We start from the raw sequence: 17998 nt of genomic DNA on the forward strand, positions 1-17998 counted from the left end.
GCCACCGCAAGGTGGCGTTTTTCTTTATAGTCCCCGTCTGGCCAGGGCGTCATTCACTTCCTGATACGCCTCCACCAGTTTATCCAACGTAATCCGGCTTAACCCGCTGGGATTCGGCAAAACCCATATTTGCGTCGCGCCAATAGTCAGCGTTTGTTTTCCCCACTGCGCCCCTCGCTGGCTGAGGCCCTGCTCAAATGCCTGCTTCCCAAGGATTGCTAGTGCAGCAGGCTGATACTCTTCTATTTTCTCAATGAGCTTACGACCGCCGTTGCGCATCTCTTGTAGCTTCACTTCATTGGCTTGCACCGTCGGTCTGTCGACAAATTTAGTCACGCCGCAACGGAAGTCCAGCAGGTGTTGTGCCTCTTCGGGTTTGAGCTGGCGATCGGTAAATCCCGCCTGATGGATGACCTTCCAGAAGCGATTAGCGGGATGTGCAAAGGGGAATCCTGTACCTGCGGAAGACAACCCCGGATTGATGCCGCAAAACACCACCCGCAGCCCCGGCGCCAGTATGTCCTTAACCATAATTACTCCCATCAATACATCAGAGGAACAAGTATAACGGACTGAAAATACATTGTTTATAAAAACAGCATCCGTACGCTTATGTCTGGATTGCAACGCGGAGTTACTTTATAATCCACCGCCACGGCCCCTTAGCTCAGTGGTTAGAGCAGGCGACTCATAATCGCTTGGTCGCTGGTTCAAGTCCAGCAGGGGCCACCAAACACAGCAAGGGCTGGCGAGAAATCGCAGGTCCTTTTTTTTGGGGGTTCTTCCGTAGCTGTTGGCGCGAGCCAAAAGGATTCCTGCTGGAACAAATCAATATCTGTTCGCACCAAAATGTGAAATAAGAGCCGGGAAGAATACGGCAGGCGGGGCCTGAAGATATATTACGGGATGCCTCTGTCCAGCAACAAGCTGGTCACTGTCCCCCCTCTGGACGTCGCCATCCAGAGATGGAAACGTCCGTTAGAGTTTGATTCGATAGTCAGCTCAAACTAGCTCTTTGAGCTGCTCCTGCATATAAGTTGAAAAATACTCTGGGTTCTTGATAAGGATGCGGTTACCGGAGGCCACTTTTTCTGCCCATCCGGCCACTTTTTTCGTGAACTCGGGATTCCATCCCTCCTGCTCACCCCGTGCCATCACAGCTTCTGGACTTGCTGGCACACCTAAGTCATGCAAATACTTTAAGATTCCCTTAGCGGTACTTTCATCCATTGAATGGGGTACTGACGCCGAAGTGTTCATACCACCAATAAAATCCAATGCTTTCTCAATTGCTGTTGGCATGCTCTTATCCTTAAAATTAACCACGTGAGAGACACATTTATACTATGTACCCAACTCCGCCGGGATATCAAAGAGAACATCACCTTTATTTGATTTACCCCGCAGCTAAACGCTTGCGGCGGCTGTTTTCTGCACGATTAATTCGCTATCCCGGCCAAAACCAGCCCGGTCGCTACCGCATTACGCGGCCCTTCGGTACCACGGATGTTGCCCTGTCCGGCAACCACGCCGTAATGCGCCAGCGCGTCGGTGATCATCTGCGGGATTTCGAAATCCAGCGAGGAGCCGCCCACCAGCACCACAAAAGTCATATCGCGAATAGAGCCGCCGGGTGACACCTGGCGTAAAGCGCGCAGGCAGTTGGTCACAAAAACTTTCTCTTTGGCCTGTCGGCGCACCAACCGAATTTTTTCCAGCGAGGTCTGGTTATCTACGGGGATCAGCTCGCCGTTTTTCAGATAAACGACTTTGGCAAACACTGACGGACTGAGCGGTTCGCGAAAAAACTCCACCGCGCCGTTCTCGTGGCGAATGCTGAACAGGCTCTCCACTTTTGCCAGCGGGTATTTTTTAATTTCCTCCGCCAGAAACGGATCGCTTAAGCCCAGCTCGGTTTGAATCAACAGGCTGACCATATTCCCCGCGCCAGCCAGATGGACCGCTTTCACTACGCCATCGCTATTGATAATGGCGGCATCGGTGGAGCCTGCGCCTAAATCGAGGATCGCCAGCGGTGCAGCACATCCGGGCGTTGTTAACGCACCGGCGACAGCCATGTTGGCCTCCACGCCGCCGACTTCAACCGGGATGTTTAACCGGACGCTCAGCTCACTGGCGATGGCCTGCATCTGTAAGCGATCGGATTTCACCATCGCCGCAATGCCAACGGCGTTCTCCATTGAACACTCCCCGGCAATACCGCCCTGCACCTTGCGGGGAATAAACGTATCCACCGCCAACAGATCCTGAATATACACCGCGTTCATGTCGTGACCGGTCAGCGAGGCCATCACCTTACGCACTCGCTCCAGCATGCCGCCTGCATGCGTACCTGCTTCACCACGAATATCGCACACGGGCGCACAGGTGCTCATCGCCTGCATAATGGCCTGTGCGCCTTGCGCTACGTCGGCTTCACCGCCACGCTTTTCGCCGCGGATAAAGATCTTACCCGCCGGGATCACCCTTGAGCGCACATCACCCTGCGGGGTTTTCAGCACCACGGCGGAACGGTTGCCAATTAGCGCCCTGGCGATGGGGACGATAGTTTGCGTTTCCTCGGGCGTCAGGGTAAAAAAGGTCGCGATGCCGTAAGGATTCGACAGCACACGCACCACCTGTCCTGGGGCTGCCACTTCCACCGCCGCCAGCACACCTTCCGGCACCTTCTCCAGCAGGGTGACTTCATCTACCACCGGCATTGTTCGACGCAGGCGATTGTTCACCAGCACGCCATCATCTTTTTTCAGGATCGCCGCCACCACGTTGACACCGCGATCCAGCGCCTCATTGATAAACCAAACCGCCTCGAGGAAATCCCTCTCCTCACCGACCAGCGGGATCCAGCCCTGGGTAAACCGATCTTCACTCAACGCCGCCAGCTTCTCCACGGCGATGGTGGTTCCCATTCCCACGCCAACGCCGCCGGGCGTTTGCGGGTTATGCCCAATCATTGTTGATTCGGTAATGATGGTTTCAGTGATGGTTTCCATCGCCACATCGCCAATCACCGGTGCCGCCTCGTTGATGCAGATTTTCGCCACGTCCTGAAGCGACCACGGGGTGTTATTCAGCGCCTGCTGCAGGGAGGCCACCACCCCGGCAATATTGTCCCGTGTGCCTTTCATACCGGTCGTGGCGACAATCCCGCTGGAGATAAACCGGCCATGCTGCGCCAACGCCACTTCGGTGGTGGCGTTGCCGATATCAATCCCTGCAATTAACGGCATACAACCTCCGTCACTGGCTGCCTTTACGCAGCTTGTTTCTCTGCTGATACACCTCTGCCGACTCGCGGACAAACCCGGCGTTCACCGTGGCATGCCAGGTATGTTCCAGTTCATCGGCAATGGCCTGAAGCTCGGCGAATGAAGAACGAAACGGCCGCAGCGCGTTGTAAATTTCAAGAATACGGGCATCCGGGATTGCTATAAGCTCCGCCGCACGACGGAAATTACGCGCCACGGCGTGACGCTGCATCTGTTCGGCAATCTGCGCCTGGTACTCCAGCGTTTGCTGAGAAATACGCACATCCTGCGGACCTACGCGGCCCGCCAGCACATTCTCAAGGGTAATCTCGGTTAGCGGTTTGCCGGTAGGAGTCTGGATTTTCTCCGGGCAGCGGGTTGCTAATGGATAATCCTGCGCGGTCATGATGTTGTCGTTCATGGTCATTCCCTTACGAGTGCAATATGCAGCGTGACAGGCGCAGCATCCTGCACCACGTGTTTGGTCTCTTTGATATGAAACAGCGCGGCCTTGGCCATAAATTTGGGGCGTACCATCTGGTCATTAACCACTGGCACTGGCGAAGGCGACTCTTTACGTGCATAGCGCGCGGCGTTTTTACCAATCTGGCGATAGGTTTCCAGCGTCAGCAGCGGAGCCTGAGAGAACAGCTCAAGGTTGCTCAGAAGCAGCAGATCGCGCTGATGAATCACCGTGGTTCCTTTCGACTGGATACCAATCCCGATGCCCGAACCGCTGAGATTTGCCGCATCCCATGCCATAAATGAAACATCAGAAGTGCGCAGAATCCTCACCACCCGAGCATGCAGGCCCTCTTCTTCAATGCCGGCAACCAGCTCTTTCAAAATCGCTTTGTGCGGCATATCAATCAATGTTTTGTGCTGATACTTATCAAAGGCCGGGCCGACGCCTATCACGACTTCATCCACGCGTTCGTCCGCTTTAGCCGCCTCGCCTTCACTCACCTGCAAGGTGAAAACCGGCTTACGTTCAGTTGTGCATTCCACTGTGTACCGCCTTATTCGATCGAGCCGGGCTGAACCACGCCCGCAATATTTTTAATTTCCGCCCAACGTTCGGCAGAGATGCGATAGCCGGTGCCGGGTCCCTGATAATCGTTGATGTCATTAACGGCGCTGACGACGTCGAACTGACGATCCAGAATGGCCGACGTTTGCAGATAATCACCAGTAACACGCTGCCTCAGCATGTTGAGGATATTGCTGGCGATGTCTTCGAAGCCGCTGGAACTCAACGCGCCGACGATATCCAGCCCGGTGATATTGCGTTTCATCATCTCTTCCACGGCAGCCAAATCTTCCACCACATTGCGCGCGGGCATATCTTTGCTGCCGTGAGCGTAAGTGGCGGCCTCCACCTCTTCATCGCTAATCAGCGGCAGGCCCAGTTCGCGGAACACCGCCTGAATGGCGCGCGCGGCCTTATTGCGGATGGCGATTGTCTCCTCTTCCGTGACCGGACGCAGGCCCCCATCAACCATCAGATCGCGTTGCAGAATGTTGTAATCATCGAAGTCTTCAGCGTCGAAGTTCGACCCGGCAAACATGTTGTCGTAGTTCGGTACCGCGCTATAGCCGGAGAAGATAAAGTCGGTGCCCGGCAGCATCTGCATCAGGGTGCGGGCAGTACGACGAATATCGGAGTGGGAAAAGGTCTGGTCATTGGCGGAGGCCACTTCAAGGTCGAGCATCGAGGCAATCAGGTTTTCCGCCAGCACCGCGCGAATCCCCGACGGCACAGCGCCGGTCATGCCGATACAGCTGACCGCACCGTTTTGTAACCCCTGTACGCCCGCGCCTTTGGTGATAAAAATGCAACGCGACTCCAGATAAAGCATCGATTTACTTTCGGAATAGCCCATCAGCGCTTCCGAACCGGTGCCGGAGGTGTAGCGCATCTTCAGACCACGAGAAGCATACGCCGAGGCAAGAAACGCTTTTGACCACGGCGTATCATCGCCATCGGTAAACACCGACTCCGTGCCATATACCGACACCGTTTCGGCGTAGCTGGTTAGCCCGCGCATTCCCAGTTCCAGTTCCGTGGCCTCTTCAACGGAGCATTGCGTCAGCACGCCGGGGCGACCGCATTGGGACCCCACCAGCAGCGCCAGGGCGTTAAACGGCGCATAGCGGGCGATCCCGACCGTTGTTTCCTGTTCGGAAAAACCACGGATCCCCGCTTCAGCAGCGTCGGCAGCAATCTGTACCGGGTTATCTTTCAGGTTGGTCACGTGGCACTGATTGGAGGGGGTGCGTCTGGCGCGCATTTTTTGCAGCGCCATCATCATCTCCACCACGTTCATTTGCGCCATCACCTCCACCGCTTTCGCCGGGGTGATGGCAGTCGTAATGGCAATGATCTCTTCCCGACTGACGTGGATATCCACCAGCATTCTGGCGATCTCCAGCGCGTCGAGCTGCATGGCGCGCTCGGCCTCGGGCACGTTAATCGCGTAATCGGCAATGAACCGGTCAATCATGTCGAACTCGGCGCGGCTCTTGCCGTCCAGCTCAACAATACGACCATTTTCCACCTTCACCGACGAAGCCGGATCGTAAGGGCTTTCCATTGCGATCAGCCCCTCTTCAGGCCATTCGCCAATTAGCCCATCCTGATTTACAGGCCGCTGGGCAAGCACTTCGAATCGTTTTGATCTTCTCATAGTTTATGGACTCAAAAGATAAAAAATAGGGACGCCGGGCCGTATTGCCGGGGACACAACACCCGGCATTCGCCTTTCATCAGCAATAGCCGAACTCTAAATGAGCAGGACAATAAAAAAATAAAATTAATTTCGTTCCAATTTGGCACGTAATAAAAAACCATCGTTTCATATTGAAACGCGGCTCAGGAATATTCACCGCGAATTGTGACGAGGTTAAATGATCATTATCAATAAACACCGCAACAGGAAACTGAACGTAATATTTTTGAACCCCCCACCCTATTGACTTAATAACGCGGGGCGAGAAAATAAGATAAAGCCAATGATAAAAATAGCTGTTGCGCGATATTTTCGTGACCTCAGCCCTACAACCTTTTCAGGAGAGACTGTGAATAAGAGCCAACAAATCGCCACCATTACGCTGGCGGCTGCAAAGAAAATGGCGCAGGCCGTCGAGGCTAAAGCGCTTGAAATCAACGTTCCGGTGGTGTTTTCCGTGGTGGATCACGGCGGGAACACGCTGCTAATGCAACGTATGGACGACGCGTTTGTCACCAGCTGTGATATCTCTCTTAATAAAGCTTATACCGCCTGCTGCCTGCGACAGGGTACCCATGAAATTACCGATGCGGTACAACCAGGTGCCTCTCTATATGGCTTGCAGCTCACCAATCAACAACGAATTGTTATTTTTAGCGGCGGTTTACCTGTCATATTAAACGGCAAAGTAATCGGTGCCGTTGGCGTAAGTGGCGGTACCGTCGAACAAGACAGATTATTAGCAGAAACCGCATTGAATTGTTTCTCTGAATTATAATTTAAATCTAAGAAGGTATATTATGAGCTATCGTATGTTTGATTACCTGGTGCCAAATGTGAACTTCTTTGGCCCCAATGCTATTTCCGTGGTCGGCGAACGCTGCAAACTGTTGGGCGGTAAAAAAGCGCTGCTGGTCACCGATAAAGGTCTGCGGGCGATTAAAGACGGCGCGGTAGATAAAACCCTCACTCATCTGCGTGAAGCCGGTATTGACGTCGTGGTTTTTGACGGCGTTGAGCCAAACCCCAAAGACACCAACGTGCGCGACGGCCTGGAGGTCTTTCGGAAAGAGCATTGCGACATCATCGTTACCGTTGGCGGCGGTAGCCCGCATGACTGCGGTAAAGGCATCGGTATCGCCGCGACTCACGAAGGGGATCTCTACAGCTATGCCGGAATTGAAACCCTGACCAACCCGCTGCCGCCGATCGTTGCGGTGAATACCACCGCCGGTACCGCCAGCGAAGTCACCCGCCACTGCGTGCTGACCAATACCAAAACCAAAGTGAAGTTTGTGATTGTCAGCTGGCGCAACCTGCCGTCGGTCTCCATTAACGATCCGCTGCTGATGCTCGGCAAGCCAGCCCCACTGACTGCGGCCACCGGGATGGACGCCCTGACCCACGCCGTGGAAGCCTACATTTCCAAAGATGCCAACCCGGTCACCGACGCTGCCGCTATCCAGGCGATCCGCCTGATCGCCCGTAACTTGCGCCAGGCCGTGGCGCTGGGCAGCAACCTGAAAGCTCGCGAGAACATGGCCTACGCCTCCCTGCTGGCGGGTATGGCCTTCAACAACGCCAACCTCGGCTACGTTCACGCGATGGCGCATCAGCTTGGCGGTCTTTACGACATGCCGCACGGCGTGGCGAATGCCGTACTGCTGCCGCACGTAGCGCGCTATAACCTGATCGCTAACCCGGAAAAATTTGCCGACATCGCAGAGTTTATGGGCGAAAACACGGACGGACTCTCCACCATGGATGCCGCCGAGCTGGCCATTCATGCTATTGCCCGCCTCTCCGCCGACATCGGTATTCCGCAGCATCTGCGCGATCTGGGCGTCAAAGAAGCCGATTTCCCGTATATGGCGGAAATGGCGCTGAAGGACGGCAACGCCTTCTCCAACCCGCGCAAAGGGAACGAGAAAGAAATTGCCGAGATCTTCCGTCAGGCATTCTGATAACGTAGGGGGCGCAATGTCACTTTCATCACCGGGCGTACATCTGTTTTATCACTCACGCTGGCAGGGTACTCGCGTGCTTGATGAGCTGTGCTGGGGACTGGAAGAGCAAGGCGTTCCCTGCCGGGCAATCTGTTGCGACGATCATGACTGCGCGCTGGCTCTCGGCAAACTGGCGGCCAAAAGTTCGGCGCTGCGCGTGGGTCTCGGTCTCAACGCCACCGGAGATATTGCCTTAACCCATGCCCAGTTGCCCGAGGATCGGGCGCTGGTCTGCGGGCATACCCGCGCCGGGACAGCACAGATCCGCACGCTCGGCGCCAATGCCGGTCAACTGGTTAAAGTTCTTCCCTTCAGCGAGATAAAATAAATGTACCGCATCTATACCCGAACCGGCGATAACGGCACGACCGCGCTGTTTGGCGGCAGTCGTATCGATAAAGACGACATCCGCGTTGAGGCCTACGGCACGGTGGATGAACTGATTTCCCAGCTTGGCGTCTGCTATGCCAGCACGCGCCAGGCCGAGCTACGCCAGGAATTGCACGCTATGCAGAAGATGCTGTTCGTACTGGGGGCGGAACTCGCCAGCGATCAGAAAGGACTCACACGCTTAAAACAGCGTATTGGCGAAGAGGATATTCAGGCGCTGGAGCAGCTTATTGACCGCAATATGGCGCAAAGCGGCCCGCTCAAAGAGTTTGTTATTCCGGGGAAAAATCTGGCATCGGCACAGCTGCACGTTGCGCGAACCCTGACGCGTCGGCTGGAGCGGATCCTCATCGCGATGGGCAGAACGCTGACGTTACGCGATGAGGCCAGGCGTTATATCAACCGGCTGTCGGATGCGCTGTTCTCGATGGCCAGAATCGAAGAAACTACTCCAGATGTTTGCGCTTAAACTGGCTGGCATCAATGTCGTACTGCTTCATCTTACGCCACAAGGTGGTGCGACCAATATTCAGCAGTTGCGACATCTCCTGAACACGCCCACTGGTCACGCGGGCGGCATGGATAATCGCCTCTTTCTCGATGGCGGTAAAGGTCAGGCTGGCGGGCAGCAGTGAAGATGCCGTCTCCAGACCAGGGCGTTCGGCAAACAGATAATCCGGCAGATTGCTCAGCCGAATATGGCCGTTATCACTGCTGATAGCGATGTTTTCAATAATGCTGTTCAGCTCAAAATCATTACCCGGCCACGAATAGGCCACCAGTTGTGCCAACGCGTCGTCGTCGATCTTCAGGCTGGATGAAAAGCGTTTTTTCAGGCTATTCAACCGCGTATAAATCAGCGATGGAATACTGTTACGCCGCACCCGCAGCGGCGGGATAACGATCTCAAAAGAGTGCAGCGCGTAATACAACTGACGGCTAAAGCGGTTTTGCTCCACCAGATTCGCGAGATCAACCGTGGTGGTAGCGATCACTTTGACATCCACCGGAATCAGCCGCCGGGCATCCAGGCGTGTTAAAACCCCCTGCTTGATCACCTGCAGCAGCGCGGATTGTAACTCCGGCGCCAGATATTCAATTTTTTCCAGAAACAGCGTGCCGCCGTTCGCCAGTTCAAGACGGCTCAGCCGACCGTTTTCATCATCAGTAGGCGCACTGCCCATAAAATCCTGCCCCAGTACGCTGTTGGCATACAACTGGCAGTTCACGGCGATATACGGCCCGCTGGCGCGTTCGCTTTCATTGTGAATGGCCTGACTCAGTAGCTCTTTACCGACGCCCTCTTCCCCGCACAGCAGGATCGGGAAACTTCCCCTCGCCGCCTGACGACCAAAGTGGATCAAACGTCGGGTTTCTGGATCGTCTGTCGACATCTGCTCAAAGGTGTGGCTCACCTTGCCGAGCTGGCTGGTCATCAGTTGACGCATTTGCTCCACCGGATGCAGCAGCAGGATAAAGCTGTTGCCCTGCTCTTCAACAATCGGTTTCAGGGTGATGACGGCATCAACAAACTGGTGCTGGCTTTCAAAGGTGACTTCGACATGATTCAGGCCGCGGGCATGTTTGATCGCCCGACGCAGCAGCATGGGGAGATTGAGCAGGTCGTTAATATTCTTCCCCTGGCTGGCCTGCGCGTCGAGATGCAAAAGCAGAGCCGCGCGCGCATTGAGGAACTGCAATACGCCCTGTTCGTTCCAGGCCATCACGCCATCATCCATACTCTCCAGCAGCCCGTACATCTGGTTCAGATGGCGGTTGGATTCAGCCAGCAGGCTGTCAGTCAGCAATGAGTTGCCGACTTCTCTGGCAATCGCCAGCGTCAGGGATAAATCAGAAACGCACTCATGCTCTACCAGACAGCACAGCGAGATGGAGCCAAACAGTCGACCATGGTTATCGAATACTGGCGTAGAGCAGAACGACCACGGATGCAACGCCTGTTTAAAGTGTTGATCGCCAGAGGTTTTTGTCGGCTGCCCCGGCATCGTCGCCAGCGACAACGCGCAGCTGCCAATAATGCTTTCCGCACAGTAACTGCCGTCGCGAAAACCGAGCTCCGCCAGTTGCTCCACCGTCTGCGGATCGCCGCAACGGCTGAGAATACAGGCTGATTCATCCAGAATTAGCAACGCGCACGGACGGCCGTCCATAAACTCCCAGGCATCTTCCAGCGCGGCCTGAGCAATCGTCAGCAGCGCCGTTTTGCGACGACAGATCGACTCAAAGGTCAGGCCCTGCGCCTGATGCGGCGCCTGCCAGGTTTCCCGCTGCATAAACTTGCTGCAACGATGCCATGACTGGGCAATGACCGAAGAGACTTCCTTCCCAATGTCCTGAGTGTGCGTCGTCATATCCCTTTCCGCTGTTTTACCATAGACAACCCCTCCGGCAGAGACTGTCAGAGGGGGGAGAAGATGCCGGATAAAAACTTACCGACGACTGATTAACGCGCCAGCCACTGCTGTCCCAGCAGGTCTGCCGTCAGTATCGCGGCATGTACGCTCTCAGGCGTCACCGGGAACGGCATATTGTGGATGGTTTCACCTTCTGCGCAGGTCGCTTTGGCCACGGCCATGATCTTGCCGTCAATGTCGTCTTTTACGCCCATTTCCGCTAACGTTACCGGCAGGCCTACTTTCTGACAGAAATTCAGCACGGTTTCGATCTCTTCCATCGGGCTGTTTTGCAGCACCAGCTGCGCCAGCGTGCCAAAGGCGACTTTTTCACCGTGGTACAAATGGTGACACTCTTCCAGAATCGTAAAACCGTTGTGGATAGCATGCGCCCCTGCAAGACCGCTGCTTTCAAAGCCGATGCCGCTGAGGTAAGTGTTCGCTTCGACAATACGCTCCAGCGCATCAGTCACCACGCCAGCCTGCGCGGCAAAGCGTGCCTTTTCGCCTTCCGCCAGCAGGGTATCATAGCACAGGCGCGCCAGGCTCAGCGCCGCTACGGTGGACTGTCCGCCCGCCATGCTGGTCGCTCTGGCGTCATAACAGGCTTTCGCTTCAAACCAGGTTGAGAGCGCATCGCCCATCCCGGCCACCAGCAGGCGTACCGGCGCTTTGGCAATGATTGCGGTGTCCATCACCACCATATCCGGGTTTTTCGGGTAGATCAGATACTCTTCAAACTCACCGGCTTCGGTATAGATAACCGACAGCGCGCTGGTTGGCGCATCGGTAGAGGCGATAGTCGGGATCACCACCACCGGTAGCTTCTGGTAGTAACCAATCGCTTTGGCGGTATCCAACGTTTTCCCGCCGCCAATCCCAACCACGCCGCGGCAACCGTGCTGTTTCAGAATGGCAATCAGGCGATTAATTTCAATATGGCTGCATTCACCGTTGAAGCGTTCCGCGTGGCAGCTAATGTCGTGGCTGTGCAGGCCATTGAGTACCTTCTCTCCCGCCAGCTTCATCACGAAGTCATCCGCAATCACGAAAAAGCTGTCCGCCAGATTTTTAGCGTATTGACCAAATAAGGTGGAAGCGTCAGGGCCCTGGAGATATTTGGCTGGAGATTGAATAACTTTTAGCATTCCTTTCATCCTCAAATAAGTACATGTTTTTACATGGTGAGCCCTGGCGTTAACCTGTTTGGCCTGTTGCTGTCGGCAAAAACAGGAGGTACCGGAGCGATGCAATAACTGTATGGCGAGGCGTGAACAAAAAAATCTTTCGTCATTTTGTTCTGATATGAAACAGATAAAAACGACGCACGTTCCATTCTGGAACGCTTATCCACAAAAATGATAAGGTTTGCGATCCCGATCCGTACATTTACCCCCAAATCTCCAGCAAATACGAAGCTCAGTTCCTCTTTTACTCATGCAGTTGTATTAAAACCGGCAAAAAAAGGCTGGCTGCGCCGTATGAGCGGCGCTGATCGCAGGAGAAAAAAGTCGAGCGAGCTCGCATTATGATCATTCCCCGCTTTTTTAAGTTTCATTTCGGAACAAAAAACAGCGTCAGCGTTCCGTAATGAAACTCATTTTAGCGTTGTTTTTTTCCACGCTGACTTCGCCAGAATCTCTTCATTGCCTCCGCACCATGATCCTACATTCGGGGGTTTGTCTTTCACTCAACCTCGAGGAGCAGTTATGTCTCAATTCTTTTTTAACCAACGCACCCATCTCGTGAGCGACGTCATCGACGGGGCGATTATCGCCAGCCCATGGAATAACCTGGCGCGTCTGGAAAGCGATCCGGCCATTCGCATCGTGGTCCGTCGTGACCTTAATAAAAATAACGTAGCGGTCATTTCCGGCGGCGGTTCGGGACACGAACCCGCGCACGTTGGGTTTATCGGTAAAGGCATGCTAACCGCTGCGGTCTGCGGCGACGTTTTCGCCTCCCCGAGCGTGGATGCAGTACTGACCGCTATTCAGGCGGTGACCGGTGAGGCTGGCTGTTTGTTGATTGTGAAAAACTACACCGGTGACCGTCTTAATTTCGGTCTCGCCGCCGAGAAGGCGCGTCGCCTTGGCTATAACGTTGAAATGCTGATTGTCGGCGACGACATCTCCCTGCCGGATAACAAACACCCACGTGGCATTGCGGGAACTATCCTGGTGCATAAAATCGCAGGCTATTTTGCCGAACGCGGCTATAACCTCGCCACCGTCCTGCGTGAAGCGCAGTACGCAGCCAGCAACACCTTTAGCCTGGGCGTAGCTCTTTCCAGCTGTCATTTGCCGCAAGAAACCGACGCAGCCCCTCGTCATCATCCGGGTCATGCGGAGCTGGGTATGGGCATTCACGGTGAACCAGGCGCATCGGTTATCGACACCCAAAACAGTGCGCAAGTGGTGAACCTGATGGTGGATAAACTGCTGGCCGCCCTGCCTGAAACCGGTCGTCTGGCGGTGATGATTAATAACCTTGGCGGCGTTTCCGTGGCCGAAATGGCCATCATCACCCGCGAACTCGCCAGCAGCCCGCTGCACTCGCGTATCGACTGGCTAATTGGCCCGGCCTCGCTGGTCACTGCGCTGGATATGAAAGGCTTCTCACTGACGGCCATCGTGCTGGAAGAGAGCATCGAAAAAGCACTGCTCACCGAAGTGGAAACCAGCAACTGGCCGACGCCGGTCCCACCGCGTGAAATCACCTGTGTAGCGTCATCTCAGCGTAGCGCCCGCGTGGAATTCCAGCCTTCGGCAAACGCCCTGGTGGCCGGGATTGTGGAGCTGGTCACCGCAACCCTTTCCGATCTGGAGACTCATCTGAATGCGCTGGACGCCAAAGTCGGCGATGGCGATACCGGTTCGACCTTTGCCGCCGGCGCGCGTGAAATTGCCAGCCTGCTGCATCGCCAGCAGCTGCCGCTGGATAACCTTGCCACGCTGTTCGCGCTGATTGGCGAACGTCTGACCGTGGTGATGGGCGGTTCCAGCGGTGTGCTGATGTCAATCTTCTTTACCGCCGCCGGGCAGAAACTGGAACAGGGCGCTAACGTTGTCGAAGCGCTAAATACGGGGCTGGCGCAGATGAAGTTCTACGGCGGCGCAGACGAAGGCGATCGCACGATGATTGATGCGCTGCAACCGGCCCTGACTTCGCTGCTCACACAGCCGAAAAATCTGCAGGCCGCATTCGACGCCGCGCAAGCGGGAGCCGAACGAACCTGTTTGTCGAGCAAAGCCAATGCGGGTCGCGCATCGTATCTGAGCAGCGAAAGCCTGCTCGGAAACATGGACCCCGGCGCGCACGCCGTAGCGATGGTGTTTAAAGCGCTAGCGGAGAGTGAGCTGGGCTAAGATGTAACAAGGAGCGCTTCTCAGGTATTTACTGCCTGATGGCGCTTCGCTTATCAGGCAGAACGTTAACGATAAACGCGGATCCCGCCCTCTACGCCGCGACTAAACAGCACCTGCCAAAGTTCAATATCTCTGGCGCGGAAAGCCCCGGCGCAGGCGCATAAATAGTAGTTAAACATTCTTCTGAAGGTGGCGGAATAACGTGATGACAGCTCCGGCCATGCTTGATTAAAGCGCTCGTGCCACGCCATCAGCGTTTTATCGTAATCGCTGCCAAAGTTATGCCAGTCTTCCATCACAAACCGTGATTCGCTGGCTTCGGCAATATGGGAGATCGCCGGTAAGCAGCCGTTCGGGAAAATGTATTTATTGATCCACGGATCGACGCTCATCCCTTTTTTATTGCTACCAATGGTATGTAGCAGGAACAGTCCGTCCGGTTTTAAACAACGGTCGGCGATGCTGAAATAGGTGTCGTAGTTTTTTGGCCCGACATGTTCAAACATCCCCACGGAGACAATGCGATCGTAGTGTTTATCGAGGTCGCGATAATCCTGCAGCAGAATGTTAACGTCCAGTCCTTCACAGCGCTGCTGCGCCATTTTTTGCTGCTCTTTGGAAATGGTGACGCCTTCCACCGCCACGCCATAATGACGCGCCGCATATTCCGCCAGCCCACCCCAGCCACAACCAATATCGAGTAAACGCATGCCCGGTTTAAGTTGTAGCTTCTCACAGATCATTTTTAATTTAGCATTTTGCGCATCGTCTAATGTGGTCGCATCTTTCCAGTAAGCGCAGGAATATTGCATATGCGGATCAAGCATCAGCGCAAAGAGATCGTTACCAATATCATAATGTTCTTTGCCGACAATCCACGCGCGGCTCCGCGACTGCAAATTAAACAGGCGTGCGCTGGCAATACGTAAAATATCTTTCAGGTTACCCGGCATCTGCTGGTCAAGTTTTGCTTTCAGGATTTTGCAGAACAGAATATCGAGCCGCTCGCAGTCCCACCAGCCTTCCATATAGCTTTCGCCAAGCCCTAACGAGCCTTGTTGCAGTACCCGTTTAAAGAAACCGGCATGATGAAGTTGAATGTCCCAGGCACGGGTGCCATTAATCCTGATATCCGCTTGCGAAAGCAGCTCTTTTCCCATTCGGGTCCAGTTATCATTTGTTTCATTGACGATGACAGCATCTGAACAAAGCGAGTTCATGGTATTTACCAAAGGTGGGCTAAAAATTCTTACGCAAGATTATTATGGAAAAAAGAGTGTATGTATTATGATCCGCGGACAAGATCTATCGAGCAGCGGACACACCATCGGGAGCATTGACGATCTATTTATGGAAACTCTCGTGCAAAAACAGTGGAACTCCTTCCCGGATAACTCCATGACGGAACTGCCGCAGGATGTTTACTTTCGCTCTTATGTCCTGGAAGCCAATCATCATGTTCCACAGCATTCACACTCTTTTATGCAGTTTCATTTCGCCCGCAAAGGCAGTATGCGTATTGATGTTGCCGGCAAGTGCTGGATAATCCCGGCGCATTATGGCATCTGGATCCCGAATAATACGGAGCATGCGGTTTGGGCATTGGATGATGTGTATTTAGAGAATCTGGATATTAAACCGAGCTTTCTTGAAGAGAGCATCAATGAATGTAAAGTGGTGGCTATCAGTGATTTCGCCAGAGAGTTTATTCATTACGCCACGAATTTAATTTCGGGCCATTATGATAGCCAGTCAAAAGAGGGCAAGCTGGTTAGCGTCCTGGTCGACATTATTCTGCAGCTTCCGGAAGTCGCTTTTGTATTACCCTGGCCGCAGGATCGCGAATTAACCAAAGTTTGCCGAACAATACAAGAATCCCCGGCGCTGGAGCATTCGGTTGAATACTGGGCGCAGCATCTGGGTATGTCTGCCCGTACCTTTTCACGCCATTTCAAAAAAGAAACCGGATTGCCTTTCAGCGTCTGGAAGCAAAAAATGCGTATTCTGGAATCCGTATTAATGCTGAAGAAAAATAAAAGCGTGACCGCCGTGGCGCTCGACGTAGGGTATTCAAGCACCGCGGCATTTAGCTACGCATTCCGCCAGGCGTTTGGCGTTCCGCCATCTAATTACTGATTAACGACGCTGATGCCAGTAAGCCGCTGCGCGAACAAGTTGCTGATCGAACGCCTCGCTTTCAAAGCGAGCACTCAGGTTTTTGACCACCTTACCTTCGCCGGTAATCCAGATGTAATAATCATCTGCAGGCACGCTTAGCTGCGATAAGTGTTCATTCACCGCCTGTTCGTCATGGCCGATAAACCACTGAATAGTAAATCCGTCGAGATGGGCAAAATAGTCCTGGTACGCGGCATCCTGCACGCTTACCAGCGCCGTGACGTTCGGACGTACCGCTAAACGGCTGAGCGACTCCAGGCGTCGGCGCAGCGCAGGCATTCCCGATTCATCACACACGTAAACCTGATACGCATAGTCCTCTGGCACCACCAAAGAACCGCGCGGTCCGCCTACCGTCAGCTTGTCACCCTCGCGGGCATTCATCGCCCACGTACTTGCCACGCCACCGTCATGAATATAGAAATCCAGTGCCAGCTCATGGCGTGCTTCATCATACAACGGCGTGTAATCACGGGATATCGGACGCACGCCGTCAGCCCAGACAATACCTTCATCGGTGACAACCGGCGGCACAAAGTGGCTGCCCGGTTCAGGGAAAAAGACCTTGGTATGGTCGTCAAAGCCGTGTGAGCTAAAACCATCCAGAGCGTCACCGCCCAGTACAATGCGCTGAAAGCCCGCGCTAATACGTTCTACGCGCAGGACGGTAAGTTCCCGAAAACGCAGTTCATTGCGAACGCGCTGCGGGTAGCGTGAGGTGTTTTTTGTCATTTTTTCGCCTTCGGAAAGATAATACGATATATCTAAATTAATTTTTAAATGATAATGATTGCTAATCAGAAAGATTGCAAGCACTTTTTTGATATAGTCGACTTCTGATTAACCGGCTAAAACAACCTCTTTAAAACAGATAAAAATCATAAAGTTAAATAAAAAATATTTTATAGCCTTGCGCAAAAATGATATTTAGATATAAATTAGATATATCTAAAACACATCAGGAGACGATGATGCAAAACCATCATGAAGGTTGCTGCAAGCATACAGAGCACCAACACGAAGGCTGCTGCAAGGGTGAAGGACATCACCACGAAGGCCGCCACAACGAACACCATGCCGGTTGCTGCAAAGGTGAAGAACATCGCCATGAAGGCTGCAACAAAGAACATCACCACGAACAGGGTTGTGGACACCGCCACGGTCGCGGCGGCGGTCGTCGCCAGCGCTTCTTCGGTCACGGAGAATTACGCCTGGTCATTCTGGATATCCTGACCCGCGACGCCAGCCACGGCTATGAGCTGATTAAAGCGATTGAAACCCTGACTCAGGGCAACTATACCCCGAGCCCGGGCGTCGTCTATCCGACGCTGGATTTCTTGCAGGATCAAGAGCTGATCACCATCAGCGACGAGGAAGGCGGGCGTAAACAGATTGCGATCACAACCCAGGGCCAGCAGTGGCTGGATGAAAACCGTGAGCATCTGGAACATATCCACGAACGTATTAAAGCCCGCTGCGTGGGTTTTGAATTACGCAAGAACCCGCAGATGAAACGCGCGCTGGAGAACTTCAAAGCCGTGCTGGACCTGCGGGTCAATCATGGTGATACCAGCGATGCGCAGATCAAAAAAATCATCGGTATTATCGATCGCGCTGCGCTGGATATTACTCAACTGGATTAAT

At 53.9% G+C, this 17998-nt stretch carries 17 protein-coding genes and 1 tRNA gene; 8 read left to right on the forward strand and 10 right to left on the reverse strand.

All coding sequences use genetic code 11. From position 1 onward, the window contains the following. Positions 1–24: 24 nt before the first annotated feature. The gene (gene mug / locus BZK42_RS16205) at positions 25–531 is read right to left on the reverse strand and encodes a G/U mismatch-specific DNA glycosylase (RefSeq protein WP_080859510.1); all 507 of its coding nucleotides are present in this window, start codon (positions 529–531) and stop codon (positions 25–27) included. Between the two features lie 125 nt (positions 532–656). Here mug and BZK42_RS16210 point away from each other — a divergent pair. Then, positions 657–732: transfer RNA gene (locus tag BZK42_RS16210), tRNA-Ile, on the forward strand. 270 nt (positions 733–1002) lie between these two features. On the opposite strand, the gene BZK42_RS16215 is transcribed toward BZK42_RS16210, so the two are convergent. The 5 genes from BZK42_RS16215 to BZK42_RS16235 all read right to left on the reverse strand — a co-directional run bounded on the left by BZK42_RS16215 (position 1003) and on the right by BZK42_RS16235 (position 5956). Beyond that, positions 1003–1326 (reverse strand): DUF1889 family protein, encoded by a 324-nt coding sequence (locus tag BZK42_RS16215; RefSeq protein ID WP_071524484.1) that lies wholly within the window; start codon positions 1324–1326, stop codon positions 1003–1005. A 113-nt stretch (positions 1327–1439) separates the two neighbouring features. Further along, positions 1440–3251, reverse strand: coding sequence for a diol dehydratase reactivase subunit alpha (locus BZK42_RS16220; protein ID WP_080859512.1), 1812 nt, complete (start codon positions 3249–3251; stop codon positions 1440–1442). A gap of 10 nt (positions 3252–3261) precedes the next feature. Then, a complete protein-coding gene (locus BZK42_RS16225) occupies positions 3262–3690 on the reverse strand; it encodes a diol dehydratase small subunit (RefSeq protein ID WP_016154578.1) in 429 nt (142 codons plus the stop codon). A 2-nt stretch (positions 3691–3692) separates the two neighbouring features. Further along, the gene (locus BZK42_RS16230; protein ID WP_080859514.1) at positions 3693–4277 is read right to left on the reverse strand and encodes a propanediol/glycerol family dehydratase medium subunit; all 585 of its coding nucleotides are present in this window, start codon (positions 4275–4277) and stop codon (positions 3693–3695) included. Between the two features lie 11 nt (positions 4278–4288). Next, entirely contained in the window at positions 4289–5956 is a 1668-nt protein-coding gene (locus BZK42_RS16235) for a propanediol/glycerol family dehydratase large subunit (protein WP_016154580.1), read from the reverse strand. A 391-nt stretch (positions 5957–6347) separates the two neighbouring features. Here BZK42_RS16235 and BZK42_RS16240 point away from each other — a divergent pair, with 391 nt between their 5' ends. The 4 genes from BZK42_RS16240 to BZK42_RS16255 are packed head-to-tail and all read left to right on the forward strand — an operon-like array spanning position 6348 to position 8863. Continuing rightward, on the forward strand, positions 6348–6776 hold the full coding sequence (locus BZK42_RS16240; RefSeq protein WP_080859516.1) for a GlcG/HbpS family heme-binding protein: 429 nt from the start codon (positions 6348–6350) through the stop codon (positions 6774–6776). Positions 6777–6798: 22 nt separating this feature from the next. After that, entirely contained in the window at positions 6799–7962 is a 1164-nt protein-coding gene (dhaT, locus tag BZK42_RS16245; RefSeq protein ID WP_016157511.1) for a 1,3-propanediol dehydrogenase, read from the forward strand. Between the two features lie 16 nt (positions 7963–7978). Next, complete coding sequence (locus BZK42_RS16250) at positions 7979–8332, forward strand: glycerol dehydratase reactivase beta/small subunit family protein (RefSeq protein WP_016154583.1); 354 nt, start codon at positions 7979–7981, stop codon at positions 8330–8332. Next, positions 8333–8863 carry a cob(I)yrinic acid a,c-diamide adenosyltransferase gene (locus tag BZK42_RS16255; protein WP_016157513.1) on the forward strand — a complete coding sequence of 177 codons (531 nt, stop codon included), beginning with the start codon at positions 8333–8335 and terminating at the stop codon, positions 8861–8863. Here BZK42_RS16255 and dhaR read toward each other — a convergent pair. Beyond that, complete coding sequence (gene dhaR / locus BZK42_RS16260; protein ID WP_080859518.1) at positions 8841–10766, reverse strand: dihydroxyacetone kinase operon transcriptional regulator DhaR; 1926 nt, start codon at positions 10764–10766, stop codon at positions 8841–8843. The genes BZK42_RS16255 and dhaR overlap by 23 nt on opposite strands. A gap of 92 nt (positions 10767–10858) precedes the next feature. After that, the gene (locus BZK42_RS16265) at positions 10859–11956 is read right to left on the reverse strand and encodes a glycerol dehydrogenase (protein WP_016154586.1); all 1098 of its coding nucleotides are present in this window, start codon (positions 11954–11956) and stop codon (positions 10859–10861) included. A gap of 561 nt (positions 11957–12517) precedes the next feature. Between BZK42_RS16265 and BZK42_RS16275 the strand changes: the two genes are divergently transcribed. After that, positions 12518–14176 carry a glycerone kinase gene (locus BZK42_RS16275; protein WP_053389285.1) on the forward strand — a complete coding sequence of 553 codons (1659 nt, stop codon included), beginning with the start codon at positions 12518–12520 and terminating at the stop codon, positions 14174–14176. Positions 14177–14241: 65 nt separating this feature from the next. Here the strand turns inward: BZK42_RS16275 and cfa are convergent, their stop codons facing one another. Further along, positions 14242–15396 (reverse strand): cyclopropane fatty acyl phospholipid synthase, encoded by a 1155-nt coding sequence (gene cfa, locus BZK42_RS16280; RefSeq protein ID WP_047358666.1) that lies wholly within the window; start codon positions 15394–15396, stop codon positions 14242–14244. Between the two features lie 67 nt (positions 15397–15463). Between cfa and BZK42_RS16285 the strand changes: the two genes are divergently transcribed. Further along, positions 15464–16312, forward strand: a complete 849-nt coding sequence (locus tag BZK42_RS16285) for a helix-turn-helix domain-containing protein (RefSeq protein WP_047358672.1) — start codon at positions 15464–15466, stop codon at positions 16310–16312. Here the strand turns inward: BZK42_RS16285 and BZK42_RS16290 are convergent, their stop codons facing one another. Next, on the reverse strand, positions 16313–17086 hold the full coding sequence (locus tag BZK42_RS16290) for a siderophore-interacting protein (protein WP_019077743.1): 774 nt from the start codon (positions 17084–17086) through the stop codon (positions 16313–16315). A gap of 236 nt (positions 17087–17322) precedes the next feature. Between BZK42_RS16290 and BZK42_RS16295 the strand changes: the two genes are divergently transcribed. Beyond that, complete coding sequence (locus BZK42_RS16295; protein WP_161623113.1) at positions 17323–17997, forward strand: PadR family transcriptional regulator; 675 nt, start codon at positions 17323–17325, stop codon at positions 17995–17997. The last annotated feature ends 1 nt before the right edge of the window (position 17998 follow it).

Source organism: Citrobacter braakii, assembly GCF_002075345.1.
Taxonomy (GTDB): Bacteria; Pseudomonadota; Gammaproteobacteria; order Enterobacterales; family Enterobacteriaceae; genus Citrobacter; species Citrobacter braakii.